Raw genomic sequence first — 12,010 nt, 5'->3', positions numbered from 1 at the left:
TCTTGTTTGAGTGAACTGGCTTGCGGCGTCGGCTCACCCTCAGCCGCGCAGCGACTCCGCCAGCTTGTGCTTCAGCAGCTTGCCCGTCGATGTCGCGGGCAGCGCGTCCATCAGGATAATCTCCGACGGCCGCTTGTACGAGGTGAGTTGCGGGGCAATATGGGCCATCAGGTCCTGTACCGTGGCGATCGAACCCTTGATCAGCTGCACAAAGGCAACCACCTCTTCGTTGCCCTCGACCGGCCGGCCGACCACGGCGCACTGCACCACGGCGTCGTGCGTGCTCAGCACCGCCTCGATCTCGGCCGGATAGACGTTGAACCCGGAGCGGATGATCATCTCCTTGGTCCGCCCGACGATGTAGAGCGCATCGTTCTCGAAGCGGGCCAGATCCCCGGTGTTGAACCAGCCGTCGGGATCGATCGCCTTGGCGGTCAAATCGGGCGCGCGGTAATAGCCGCGCATCACGTTGGGGCCGCGAACATGCAGCTCGCCGACTTCCCCTGCCGCAACCGGCTTGAGGTCGCGGCCGACCAGTTTTGCCTCGAGGCCCGGCATGACGCTGCCGACCGCATGATCGGCCCGCGGATTGTCGGGCCGGACGCCGGAGATGCCCGGCGAGCATTCGGTGATGCCGTAACCGTTGAGCAGCGGCAGCCCGAGCTCCTGCTCGACCCGTGATTTGAGATCGAGGTCGAGCGGCGCGCCGGCCACCGAGATCACCCGCAACCGGCCGCGATCGAGCTTCGGCAGGCCGGTATTGCGCCGGTATTCGAGCAGACGCTGATAGGTCGCGGGCACGCCGTTCAGGATCGTGATGCCCTCTTCAGTCATCGCCTTGACCAGCGCGGCCGGATCGTATTTCGCCACCAGACGCACGGTGGCGCCGATCATCAGGGTCATGGTCAGCAACGAGATGCCGACGATATGCGAGATCGGCAGCACGCAATACTGCACGTCATCGGCCGCCATCTTTCGGAAGCTTGCCGTCGCCCGGGCGCTGAACAAGAGATTGCGATGGGTCAGCATCACGCCCTTCGGCGTGCCCGTAGTGCCGGAGGTGTAGATGAGAACTGCAACCTGGTTGGCGCCGTCGGCCTCGACCGGCTCCGCCACGGTTGCCAGGTTCAAACCGGTGACGGCGATGCCGCGGAGCGGACCGACATCCTGCACGGCGGCCTCGTAACGCGCGGCATGCGTAGCCGCCTCCTGCGAGACCTCGGCGGTCAGCAGCACGCGGCGGGCGCCGCTGTGATCCCTGATCTGGTCGAGCTCACGCGGCGACAGCCGGGGATTGACCACGATGGACCAAGCATCGAGCCGGCTCGCCGCCAGCAGCAGGCAGGCGAGCGGGATCGAATTCTCGCTCACGATCATCATGCGGTCGCCGGCGCGGATGCCGAGCGCCCGCAGCGCCTCGGCGACGCGACCGACCGTTCGGTCGAGCTCGCGGTAGGTCAGCCGCGTCTTGTCGTCGATCAGCGCCGGATGATCCGGCGTCGCCCCGACGTGGTGATCGATCACCTCGTGGATGCGGTTCGGCAAGCCTTCCACACTTCCTTCAAACTGGGTCGACGCCTGCACTGAAACCTCCCTGTGACAGCCCTTTGGGCCTGATTTGTTGTCTTGAGGAATTTTCCCGCTCAGGCGGTCTTGCGCCGCCCCGCAACCAGTTGCGCGACGATCTCGTCCTCGACCTCGCGCAGCTTGTCCTTGCCGAAGAAGATCTCGTCGCCGACAAAGAAGGTCGGTGAGCCGAACGAGCCGCGCGCCACCGCGTTGCTGGTGTTGTCGATCAGCTTCTTCTTCACCTCGTCCTGCTGGGCGCGGGCGATGATGCGGTCGATATCGAGGCCGGAAGACAGGAACGCTTCGCGTAACACCTGCGGATCGTCCATCTTCTTGGGCTCGGACCACATGTGGTGGTAGGCGGCGCGAAAGTACGGCTCGAACAGCCCTTCGAAATCGGCAGCGACGACGCCGCGCATCAGCATCAGCGTGTTGACCGGAAAGAACGGGTTGGTCTTGAACGTCGTGATGTTGTAGCGGCGCAGGAAGCGCTCGGTCTCGATCGCGTTATACTCGGGCTTGTTCTTGATGCCGCGCAGCGACTCGCCGGGCGACATGTTGCCGGTCGCCTTGTAGACGCCGCCGAGCAGCACCGGGATGTAGTCGAACTTCACGCCGGTGCGCTTCTCGATTTCGGGCAGCGCCTGCTCCGCCAGATAGGCGTTCGGACTTCCAAAATCGAAATGGAATTCGACCTTGAGCGGAGCAACCATGGAACGCCCTTCCCTTTGAGTACCAGCAGCCCTCAGCCGCCGCGTTGATCGAGCCGGGACCTTAAGTTCTATTTTAGAACTGTCAATATGATATTTGTCATCCAATGACTAAGTCACGGCTGCAGGCGAGGCATCCTATTGAAATTGCGTTAGTTCTGTTTTAGAATTTAAAAGGCGATGTCGGCGCAGACCGCAGGAGATGCTGATGAAATGGGATGCCCTCGAGGAGGAGCCGTGCTCGGTGGCCCGCACGGTGGCTGTCATCGGCGACCGCTGGAGCCTGCTGGTCCTGCGCGAATGTTTCCTGCGCATCCGCAGGTTCGATGACTTCCAGGCCTCGCTCGGGATCACGCGGCATCTGCTCGCCGACCGGCTGAAGAAGCTGGTGCGCTTCGGCGTGCTGCGCAAGATTCCGTATCAGGAGGCGCCGAAGCGCTACGAATACATCCTGACGCAGAAGGGGCTCGATCTTTATCCGATCATCATGTCGATCGTGCACTGGGGCAACGTCCACATGGTCGATTCGCGCGGCCGGCCGATGCTGCACGAACACAAGACCTGCAAGAAGATGTTCGATCCCGTCATGGTCTGCTCGGAATGCGGCGAGCCGCTGAGCGCGAAGGCGGTCCACGTGCATCCCGGCCCCGGTGCGCGGAAATCGTCACCGGTGCACGCCAAGGCGCAGGAGCGAGCCAAGCGTGCCGCTGATTAGACCTGGATACTGTTCGCGAAGCCGGCGCCCCGCGCTGGCGGCTACTCAGCCTGACGGCGCAGCCATCAGCGCAACATTGCCGCCCAGCAGGCAGCCGACGGGACGGCCGCCGGCGAAGCCGATGCGGACGCGTATCTCCGACAGCCGCCCCATCGCCCTGCCCTGCAGGATTCGAATCTCGTCGTCATCAGGAGCGACCAAGCCATAGTCGAGCAACCCGAACGCCAGCGCGGCGGCCGCAATGCCGGTTGCGGCATCCTCGCGATAGCCGGAGGAGCGCGGGAATTGCCGCGCCTCGAACAGGCGAGCTTTTCGGTCGATCACGGCGAATGGATAGAGCCCGGTCGATCCGATCCGGCCGCAGACCGCCTCGACGTCCCCTATCGCGGGATCGAGCGCATTCAGCGCTTCGGGAGAGCGCATCGGAACGAGTGTCTTGATCCGCGATGTGACGGCATTGCACGGTGTCGCCGCGTCGATCGCTTCCGGCCCGACCGCGAGCGCCCGCAGCACGTCGTCGCGTTGCCCCGTGGTGAGCGGAACGGCCTTTCCGGCCGGCTGAGTGATCTCGACACGCGGCTCGCCGTGACGATCACGGCTGATGAAGCCGCTGACCGGACCGCTGCGCGTCGAGATCCGGATGGTGTCGCCCGGCAGCCTTCCCTGGCGCGCAAGCAGCCAGAGCGCACCGATGGTCGCGTGGCCGCACATTTCCATTTCGTGGTTCGGAACGAAGAAGCGGAACGTGGCGTCGAAATCGTCACTCTGTGCCGGCAGCACGAAGCCGGATTCGTGACCATGGCGGCGGGCAACATCCTGCATCTCGGAGGCGCTCATGCCGCTAGCATCCACCACGATCGGACAGGGATTGCCGCCCTGCCCATCCACCGTGAACACGCTGACCAGTTCGGCTGTCGTCATGATGTCGCTCGCCTGTCTCGCCGTCGCCTACTTGACCAGCGTCGCGCCGGTCTCCGGATGCTGCAGCCAGCCGAGCAGCGCCTCGTGGAAGCGCGCCGGCGCCTGGATTTGCGGCGAATGGCCGAGGTCGGGGAATTCGATCAGCTGCGCATGCGGAATCCGCTTGGCCGCCTCCTTGCCCAGCACCGGATAATTGCCGAGCGTCTTGCGAATCTCCGGCGGCGCAGTGTCCTTGCCGATCGCGGTGGTGTCCTTGTCGCCGACGAAGAGCAGCGTCGGCGGCTTGATCTGCTCGAATTCGTAGAACACCGGCTGGGTCGCGATCATGTCGTAGAGCCGCGCCGAACTCGACGCCACGGCAGCGCGGCCCTCTCCGCGATACATGCCGGCCAGCATCTGCACCCACGTCTCGTAGGACGCATCCCAGGTATCGGCGTAATAGGTGGCGCGCTCATAGGCGCGGATGCTGTCCGCGGTGACGCGCGTCTCGCGCTGCATCCAGCCGTCGAGGCTGAGCCACGGCACGCCCTTGGCCTTCCAGTCCTCCAGTCCGATCGGATCGACCAAAACCAGGTGGTCGGTGGCCTCCGGATACATCAGGGCGTAGCGCATCGCCAGCATGCCGCCGGTCGAGTGGCCGACCATGATCGAATGCGCGATCCCGAGCGAGGCGAGCAGCGCGCGGCTGTTGCCGGCGAGCTGCTGGAAGGTGAACTGATAGCGCTCCGGCTTGCTGGATTTGCAGAAGCCGATCTGGTCGATCGCGATCACGCGATAGCCGGCGCCGCTGAGCGCCTTGATGGTGCCGTCCCAGGTGGCGGCACAGAAATTCTTGCCGTGCAGCAGCACCGCGGTCTGGCCGTTCGGCGTCGCCGGCTTGACGTCGAGATAGGCCATGTCGAGCTCCTGCCCCTGCGAGCTGAAGCGATAATGCTCCACCGGATAGGGATAGTCGAAGCCCTGCAACTCCGGTCCGTAGGCCGGCTCGGCGGCCGATTGCGCCAAGGCGTTGGACGATCCGAGCGCAACGGTCGCAGCGACGGCGATGTGAAACAGGGTTTTCAGGGGCATCTCGGCAAATCCAGAACTCAGGGGCGATCTCGTGATGCCGTAGCCGAACGGCTTAACGCCATCCAGCACCCACCGATGATTTGTTCGTGATCGGCTGCGATCCCCCTCTACGCCGGATCGAACGCCCGGATCGGCGGCAGATTGCCGTTGAAGCGCTCGACCTCGACGCTCGTGAGCTGGCCGGTGCAGCCCTGCGCGAAGGATGACGTGCCGATGTCACGGGTCAGCACGTTCGGATTGCCGTGCACGCAGAGCGGCGCTTCCTCCTCGGGATCCATCGGATCGTACCAGGCGCCGGTCGGCAGCTGAACCACGCCGGGTGCGATGCCGTCGGTGACATGCACCGCGGCGAGGCAGGCGCCGCGTGCGTTGAAGATGCGGATGATGTCGCCGTCGGCGATGCCGCGCGGCTTGGCGTCGCGCGGATTCATGCGCGCGACCTCGCGGCCGCGATGCTTGGCGTCGAGCGAATGGCCGCCGAAATCGAGCTGGCTGTGCAGCCGCGTCACCGGCTGGTTGGCGACCAGGAAGCACGGCGCGCCCGGCGTCGGCGTGTCGGTCTTCTCGAGCCAGACCGGATGGCCCGGACAATCCGCATCGCCGTGGCTAGCGATCTTCCGCGAAAAGATCTCGATGCGGCCGCTCGGCGTCGGCAGCGGCCGCGCGACCGGGTCCTCGCGAAAACGGCGCAGCGAGCCGCCGTCGTCGAGATGCTGCGGCACCACCAGGCTGCCGCGCGTCCAGAACTCCTCGAAGCTCGGGGCCTCGAGCCCGCGGACGGCGAGCGCCTTGCGGGTCGGCTCAAAGAGATGTTCTAGCCATTGCCGCGAGGTGCGTCCTTCCGTGAAAGGCTCGCGAGCCCCTAACCGCTCGGCGAGATCGGCGAAGATCTCGTAGTCGTCGCGCGCAAGGCCGAACGGCTCGGCGATCCGGTGCATCGCGACCATCAAGGGATCGTTGCTGGAATAGCCGATGTCCTCGCGTTCCAGTGTCATGGTGGAAGGCAGCACGATGTCGGCGTGGCGGGCCGTCGCGGTCCAGGCGAGCTCATGTACCACCAGCGTGTCGAGCCGCGCAAACGCCTTGCGCAGGCGGTTGAGGTCCTGGTGATGGTGGAACGGATTGCCGCCGGCCCAGTAGACCAGCCGGATATCCGGATAGGTCCGCGTCTCGCCATTGTAGCGATAGCTGGTGCCGGGATTGAGCAGCATGTCGGCGATGCGCGCCACCGGAATGAAGTCGGCGACGCCGTTGCGGCCCTGCCCGAGCGTCGGTCCCGGCACCGCATTGACGCGGCGGCCGTAATAGCCGATCGCGCCGAGCGAATAGGCGTAGCCGCCACCGGGCAGGCCGATCTGGCCGAGCGCCGCCGCCAAAACCATGCCCATCCACACCGGCTGCTCGCCATGCTCGGCGCGCTGCAGCGAATGCGACACGGTGATCAGCGCGCGGCGGCCGGCAAGCCGGCGCGCGAGCGTCCTGATGGTGCCCGCATCGATGCCGCAGATCGCCGCGGCCCATTCGGCACTCTTGGGCTGACCGTCGCTCTCGCCGGTGAGATAGCGCAAAAACACCGGCCAGCCCTCGGTGTAGCGATCGAGGAAGGCCTGATCGTGCAGGCCTTCGCTGACCAAAGTGTGGACGATGCCGAGCATCAGCGCGGTATCGGTGCCGGGTGTGGCCGTCAGCCATTCGGCGCCGGCCTCGACGGGGAGATCGTCACGCAGCGGGCTGACCAGGACGAACGCGCAGCCGCGCCGCTGCGCGGCCTCCATCGCGCCGCGCTCGACATGCTTGCTGATCGAGCCGCCGGCCACCATCGAGTTCTTCAGCGCCATGCCGCCGAACGCCAGCACGATGTCGGTCTCGGCCGCGATCTGCTCCCAGGTGACGTTGCGCTTGGTGATGTCCTCGTAGCCGGTCAGGATCTGCGGCAGCAGCACCGAGGACGCGCCCGAGGAATAGGTGTTCACCGAGCGGACATAGCCGCCCATGGCGATGTTGAGGAAGCGGTGCACCTGGCTCTGCGCGTGATGGAAGCGGCCCGCGCTGGACCAGCCGTAGGAGCCGCCGAACACCGCGCCGGGGCCGATCGTGTCGCGGATCCGCGTCAGCTCGCCGCCGAGCAGGTCGAGCGCCTGCTCCCAGCTCACCGAGACGAACTCGTCGCGGCCGCGGCGATCGTCAGGGCCGGGCCCGCGCTCGAGCCAGCCGCGGCGGATCGCGGGCTGCGCGATGCGCGCCTGGTGGCGCAACGCGCCGGGGAAGTTGTTGATGATGCGGTTCGGATCGGGATCAGCGGCATAGGGCCTGACTTCGAGACCCGCCTTGCCGAGCCGCGCCGAGAACACGCCCCAATGCGAGGTGTGCGGCTTGAAACCGTCGGACAGATCGAGGCCGGGATCGGGGTGGCCAATGGTCTCGCTCATCGATGCTCCTTCATCCCAGGCCGGCCCTCGCCACGCCTGTCGCAACATTCCCCGCCAGTATAATGATCCAATCGGCGCGCGGTACCCGCTAACACGGATCGCACCGCGCCTTGCCGGCATGACTGCGGCTGACGGCGGCGGAACTCCCGCCGGAGGCACGCCGCCAAAATATCGAAAACAACCCCATGCAAAGGGGCCGGGGCGGCCGCCGGCGCCCGACAAGGCCACTTGACGCGTCGGGCAAATCAGGGATACATTTCCAATATTCCGAAATCGTGCAAATGCCCCCTCGCCCGCAACAGCGGGCGCGACGGATGCACGTGAGACCGAACCCCCTCCCCACAATCGACATCGCACCGGCTGCCGCAGCGAGCGATCGTCTGCGCGCTTGCCGCGCGCATTCCAGGGACTACCCGACATGGATACTGCACCCGACATCGCCGTGCCGACGATGGCCGCCGCAACCGGCCAGACCCAGGCTGCCGCACCCCCGCGGATCAAATTCTCCTCGCACGGCTTCTGCATCGACCATCCTGATCCGGAGCTCGGCGCACAGCTGATGGCGAATGCACTGGGCGTTGCCGACCGCGACGCGATGGACGGCATCCTGCGGCAATTGGTCAAGGCCAGCGTGAGCGGCGGCAAGCCCTGCGAGGTCAACCTCGCCTTCATGATCTCGATGGTGAGAAGCATCGGTCCGCGGGATTCCGTCGAGGCCATGCTGGTGGCGCAGATGGTGTCGGTCCATGTGATGGCGATGCGATGCGCCCATCACCTCGCGCATGCCAAGGACCTCGCCCAGCACGACAGCGCCGCGCGCGCATTGGGCCGGCTCGCCCGCACCTTTCCAGCCCAGATCGAGGCGCTGAACCGCCACCGGAGCCATGGCGAGCCCGCCGTCACCGTGCAGAACGTCAAGGTCGAGGACGGCGGCAACGCCATCGTCGGCACCGTCACGCAGCATGCGAGCGTGATCGTCTCGGACAACAACCCGGCATCCGCGACGCGGGCACTGAGGGCCGCGGGTTCGAGGCGACGGCGGAATTCCGCCGATGCCGGGCGGGACGCACAGGCATGAGCGGCCACATCCAAACGATCGGCCCGATGCTGGCCAGCCGGCGTTGCGGCGCCAGGACCCGCTGCGGCGGTTCGTGCCGCGCGCCGGCGGTGCGCGGCAAGACGCGCTGCCGCATGCACGGCGGCGCGAAGGGATCCGGCGCGCCACGGGCGAACCGGAATGCGCGCAAGCACGGCCGGTTCACGGGGGATGCGATCGCCGAGCGGCGACAGATCCGGGCGTTGTTGGGGGACGTGCGGAGGATGCTGGAAGGGATGAAGTGATTGCGTTTCGCAAATGGCCGCACGCCTCAACGACCAATGGGCCGCCGGGCGCGAAATCCCGCTGGCCCATTCCCGCTAATGGATCATGAGGGCTGCGGCGATGCCGAACGCCGTGAGCGTTGCAACGGCCAAACTCATCAGGGTTATCGCTACAGGCCTCGGCATGACGATTAAACCCGCTGACGCAGTAAAAGGTTAACGGTAGCCGGACATTGCCGCATTCCGCGAAGACGACAACGCACCCCGTAGCGGCCCCGCGAGCAAAGATCCGGATTCCCGGCGGTCAGCGCACGAAGGCCAGGATCAGCGCAATGGTGACCAGCGCGTAAGTGCTGGTGACGGCGATGCCCAAATACAGACGCTCCATTGCGGCCTCCTGACCTCAAGGCGCCGCCCCCGCGCGATCAACTTAGCGCCCGCTCCGGCGCCAGGCAGCTGGAATTCCGGGTCATGGTAAATCTACGGGACCGTCCATCCGGGCTAGCCCCTGTAAGCTGCCAGCGCCAACCCTGTGGGCTCCTTGCGTCCGACTGAGGAAGTACCCCTCTCTTTCCAATTGCCGGCCTGTTGGGCTTGTCACCGTGCAGAACGTGAAGGTCGAGGGCGGCGGCAACGCCATCGTCGGCAACGTCACGCAGCATGCGAATGTGGTCGTGTCGGACCAGAAGCCGGCATCCGCGGCGCGGGCACTGGGGCCCGCGGGCGCCAGGCGACGGCAGGGTGCCGCCGATGCCAGGCCGGACGCACAGGCATGAGCGATCACGTCAAGAATACCGGCCCGATGCTGGCGAGCCCGCGTTGTGGCGCCAAGACCCGCTGCGGCAGCTCGTGCCGGGCGCATGCCGTGCACGGCAAGACGCGCTGCCGCATGCACGGCGGTGCCGAGGGATCCGGCGCGCCGAGGGCGAACCGGAACGCGCACAAGCACGGACTGTTCAGCTGGGATGCGATCGCGGAGCGACGGCAGATTCTGGTACTGTTGGGTGAGGCGCGGAAGATGCTGGAGAGTATGAAGTGATGGCTTGCGGTGATGGCACCTAGCTATATCCGCTCGAGTGAGAGATCATCCGAGCGTGATCTGCCCCGCGCGTGCCGCGAAACCGCGATTGAGATGAATAGCAGCGACGGCGACGACAGATATTTGAGTGCACTGTAACCGCAATCATGTCCAGTCCAGAAACGAAAGACTGCCATTTTTGCCGGCCGGCCTGAGAAAACGGGCAGTTTTCCGCAATCGTGTTCTACGGGCCTAACTAAGCCTCGTCTTCGAGGGAAACCTCTGGTGGAGCGCTGATAGCGTTCGCGTACATCAATTCATCCATCTTGGCCGAGATCGTATTGATGCATCGAACTGCTGAAGCCCTATAACACGCCTCATTGCTCTCTCCCTTTCTCCAAGTTGAAAGCTCCCGACAATCCTTCGCTATGTGTTCGGTGCCAAAACTCACAAAGCGACTACTGTGTGCGAAATTGTTTCGGATCTTCTTGATCAGACGCAGTTCCTTGCGCGTTTGCTTGTCGATCAGATTCAGCATGTAAGAGATTTCGATTTTGTTGGAAAATGACTTCAACGGACCCATGGGTCCGTCGAATAAGCGTGATGCATCGTCGTTGGTCAGGTCTTCTCGGCCAGCGGCCAGAAGGAGTTTTTGCAGCCAATCCTCTACCAATCCTGCCGTTACGAGTGCGTTCCCCGCTTCGGTTTGGCGAGCTAAAATCTGCAACATTTGATCTTTGGTGAAAGCCCCAATCATTTCGGAGGCAGGCTTGCTCGCTGCGGGGGGGACATAACTGAATCCGCCGGCGCGTCCTGCGCGTCTCAATCCGAGGCCCGCGTCATTTTCAGAAACAAATTTCCGGGCGAAACGGGCGCCCGAGTGTGTCATCACAGCGGAATTGTTTGCTCGATAGACGGCACGACCCAGGATAAATTTCATGATTGCGCGGGGGCTTGTTTTCGTCATCCTCACGCTTTTCCCGGCAGGCGCAATTGCCAGAAGCTGGTTTCTCAATGGCCTCGGGAGCAGCGGCATTTATCACATCTGGGAGTTCGGCGACGACGGCCTGGTGTCGAGCCTGACGCCGGCGCTTTCGCCGCCCGATGGCGTTCTTCATTTGGCGTGGCCATCCGCGATCGCGCCGGATGCGCATACAAGGCGTCTTTATGCGTCCGCCTATACGACGGGCTGGTTTCAGCTGCGGCTCTGGACGTCGACAAACGGCGGCGCCTGGATCCCGCAAGGAATCGCTTTTCAGTCTGACGCGTCCGAGCCCGGCGGGATCGGCCCCGCGCAGGTGGTGTATGAGCCCGGAGCAGCCGAGCCGTACATGATCTATTACCTCGACCGCGCGTCGAAGCAGATCAAGCTGGCCACCAGCGTCGACGGCATGACATTCACGCGCCAGGGCGCCGTGATCACCCCCTCACTGCCGGAGGAGGCGTCCGGGCTGTCGATCAGCTATGCCTGCCGGCGCGCGAACGGCGAGTATGTCATCTTTTATCACGGCTACTACAACAACACGCAGAATGCCGTCGCGCTGGTTGCCACGGCAGATAGCCCGCACGGCCCGTTCACGAAGAAGACCATCATCGCGCGGCCGGATGGTTTTGCATCGACGCTTTCCGCCCACCGTCTCAATGCAACCGCCACCGCCGATGTCGCGGTGCCGCTGGGGATTCCCCTGCTGGTGGGCGGCGGCACGGCAAGACAGGAGGCCAACGTCGCAATCAAGCAGGACGAAACGACGATCTGGTTCGAGCGGCCATTCGTGTTCGATCACGTTTCGGATCGTCTGGTTTCGGTCTCACGAAACAAGGTGGAGCTGTCCTACGCCCAGGAGCAGCCGGACGGCAGCTGGCGCGGCGTCTTCTCGCTCTATAATCCAGACCCTAACGTCGCTTCAGAATATACGACGGAGGGCAGCGCCCGATCCCTGACCGCGCCATGGTCGTATGCGAGAACCGGGTTTCGTTTCAAGCCATGGTATCGCGGCGGGGAAAATTCGACCGAGAACCCAACGCCGCTTCTCAGCAACGATGCGTGTTCAAGCTAGAATGGCGGCCGCATCGTGAACGCCCGGCCTTGATGCTCCAGACGATGCCCCCGCTTCCGTCGTGACTGTCCACGGTTCGGCTGCGGCCGACGACGAGGCAGCCGCCGGGCTGACCGAGGACCATCCGCTTCAGCCCGACTATTCGCGGAGCTGTTCCTGGAGGCCGTTGCGCGATCGAGAACGATCTGCCAGTTTTCAAC

The 12,010-nt window shown here is 64.7% G+C and carries 12 protein-coding genes; 6 read left to right on the top strand and 6 right to left on the bottom strand.

Annotated elements, in window-relative coordinates; translation table 11 throughout:
• Positions 1–39 precede the first annotated feature (39 nt).
• Both J2R78_RS24990 and J2R78_RS24985 read right to left on the bottom strand, forming a co-directional pair.
• Complete coding sequence (locus tag J2R78_RS24990) at positions 40–1,584, bottom strand: class I adenylate-forming enzyme family protein (RefSeq protein WP_253607210.1); 1,545 nt, start codon at positions 1,582–1,584, stop codon at positions 40–42.
• A gap of 59 nt (positions 1,585–1,643) precedes the next feature.
• A complete protein-coding gene (locus J2R78_RS24985) occupies positions 1,644–2,282 on the bottom strand; it encodes a 2-hydroxychromene-2-carboxylate isomerase (RefSeq protein ID WP_253607209.1) in 639 nt (212 codons plus the stop codon).
• A gap of 205 nt (positions 2,283–2,487) precedes the next feature.
• Between J2R78_RS24985 and J2R78_RS24980 the strand changes: the two genes are divergently transcribed.
• Positions 2,488–2,994 (top strand): helix-turn-helix domain-containing protein, encoded by a 507-nt coding sequence (locus J2R78_RS24980; protein WP_028334861.1) that lies wholly within the window; start codon positions 2,488–2,490, stop codon positions 2,992–2,994.
• A 45-nt stretch (positions 2,995–3,039) separates the two neighbouring features.
• Here J2R78_RS24980 and J2R78_RS24975 read toward each other — a convergent pair whose 3' ends face one another.
• From J2R78_RS24975 to J2R78_RS24965, 3 genes are all read right to left on the bottom strand, one after another.
• A complete protein-coding gene (locus tag J2R78_RS24975) occupies positions 3,040–3,915 on the bottom strand; it encodes a PhzF family phenazine biosynthesis protein (RefSeq protein ID WP_253607208.1) in 876 nt (291 codons plus the stop codon).
• Positions 3,916–3,942: 27 nt separating this feature from the next.
• Positions 3,943–4,986 carry an alpha/beta fold hydrolase gene (locus tag J2R78_RS24970; protein WP_253607207.1) on the bottom strand — a complete coding sequence of 348 codons (1,044 nt, stop codon included), beginning with the start codon at positions 4,984–4,986 and terminating at the stop codon, positions 3,943–3,945.
• Positions 4,987–5,093: 107 nt separating this feature from the next.
• Entirely contained in the window at positions 5,094–7,415 is a 2,322-nt protein-coding gene (locus J2R78_RS24965) for a molybdopterin guanine dinucleotide-containing S/N-oxide reductase (protein WP_253607206.1), read from the bottom strand.
• Positions 7,416–7,833: 418 nt separating this feature from the next.
• Between J2R78_RS24965 and J2R78_RS24960 the strand changes: the two genes are divergently transcribed.
• The 4 genes from J2R78_RS24960 to J2R78_RS24945 all read left to right on the top strand — a co-directional run bounded on the left by J2R78_RS24960 (position 7,834) and on the right by J2R78_RS24945 (position 9,774).
• Positions 7,834–8,493: a hypothetical protein gene (locus J2R78_RS24960; protein ID WP_253607205.1), complete on the top strand. Its 660-nt coding sequence runs from the start codon at positions 7,834–7,836 to the stop codon at positions 8,491–8,493.
• The gene (locus J2R78_RS24955; RefSeq protein ID WP_253607204.1) at positions 8,490–8,756 is read left to right on the top strand and encodes an HGGxSTG domain-containing protein; all 267 of its coding nucleotides are present in this window, start codon (positions 8,490–8,492) and stop codon (positions 8,754–8,756) included. The genes J2R78_RS24960 and J2R78_RS24955 overlap by 4 nt, the downstream gene beginning before the upstream one ends.
• Positions 8,757–9,337: 581 nt before the next feature.
• Positions 9,338–9,511 carry a hypothetical protein gene (locus tag J2R78_RS24950; RefSeq protein WP_253607203.1) on the top strand — a complete coding sequence of 58 codons (174 nt, stop codon included), beginning with the start codon at positions 9,338–9,340 and terminating at the stop codon, positions 9,509–9,511.
• Positions 9,508–9,774, top strand: coding sequence for an HGGxSTG domain-containing protein (locus J2R78_RS24945; RefSeq protein WP_253607202.1), 267 nt, complete (start codon positions 9,508–9,510; stop codon positions 9,772–9,774). The genes J2R78_RS24950 and J2R78_RS24945 overlap by 4 nt, the downstream gene beginning before the upstream one ends.
• Positions 9,775–10,009: 235 nt before the next feature.
• Here J2R78_RS24945 and J2R78_RS24940 read toward each other — a convergent pair whose 3' ends face one another.
• A complete protein-coding gene (locus J2R78_RS24940; RefSeq protein ID WP_253607201.1) occupies positions 10,010–10,693 on the bottom strand; it encodes a hypothetical protein in 684 nt (227 codons plus the stop codon).
• Here J2R78_RS24940 and J2R78_RS24935 point away from each other — a divergent pair.
• Entirely contained in the window at positions 10,692–11,810 is a 1,119-nt protein-coding gene (locus J2R78_RS24935) for a hypothetical protein (protein WP_253607200.1), read from the top strand. The two genes, J2R78_RS24940 and J2R78_RS24935, sit on opposite strands and share 2 nt — an antisense overlap.
• Positions 11,811–12,010: the final 200 nt, after the last annotated feature.

The organism is Bradyrhizobium sp. USDA 4538, from assembly GCF_024171045.1.
In the GTDB taxonomy this organism is placed as follows: domain Bacteria; phylum Pseudomonadota; class Alphaproteobacteria; order Rhizobiales; family Xanthobacteraceae; genus Bradyrhizobium; species Bradyrhizobium australafricanum.
This window is presented reverse-complemented; position numbering and strand designations above follow the sequence as displayed.

What these genes read in the sequence shown, in the direction of transcription:
- J2R78_RS24935 (WP_253607200.1), top strand. Translation starts at nt 10,692, where the DNA reads ATGATTGCGCGGGGGCTTGTTTTCGTCATCCTCACGCTTTTCCCGGCA.
- J2R78_RS24975 (WP_253607208.1), bottom strand. Translation starts at nt 3,915, where the DNA reads ATGACGACAGCCGAACTGGTCAGCGTGTTCACGGTGGATGGGCAGGGC.
- J2R78_RS24955 (WP_253607204.1), top strand. Translation starts at nt 8,490, where the DNA reads ATGAGCGGCCACATCCAAACGATCGGCCCGATGCTGGCCAGCCGGCGT.
- J2R78_RS24985 (WP_253607209.1), bottom strand. Translation starts at nt 2,282, where the DNA reads ATGGTTGCTCCGCTCAAGGTCGAATTCCATTTCGATTTTGGAAGTCCG.
- J2R78_RS24980 (WP_028334861.1), top strand. Translation starts at nt 2,488, where the DNA reads ATGAAATGGGATGCCCTCGAGGAGGAGCCGTGCTCGGTGGCCCGCACG.
- J2R78_RS24965 (WP_253607206.1), bottom strand. Translation starts at nt 7,415, where the DNA reads ATGAGCGAGACCATTGGCCACCCCGATCCCGGCCTCGATCTGTCCGAC.
- J2R78_RS24960 (WP_253607205.1), top strand. Translation starts at nt 7,834, where the DNA reads ATGGATACTGCACCCGACATCGCCGTGCCGACGATGGCCGCCGCAACC.
- J2R78_RS24970 (WP_253607207.1), bottom strand. Translation starts at nt 4,986, where the DNA reads ATGCCCCTGAAAACCCTGTTTCACATCGCCGTCGCTGCGACCGTTGCG.
- J2R78_RS24945 (WP_253607202.1), top strand. Translation starts at nt 9,508, where the DNA reads ATGAGCGATCACGTCAAGAATACCGGCCCGATGCTGGCGAGCCCGCGT.
- J2R78_RS24940 (WP_253607201.1), bottom strand. Translation starts at nt 10,693, where the DNA reads ATGAAATTTATCCTGGGTCGTGCCGTCTATCGAGCAAACAATTCCGCT.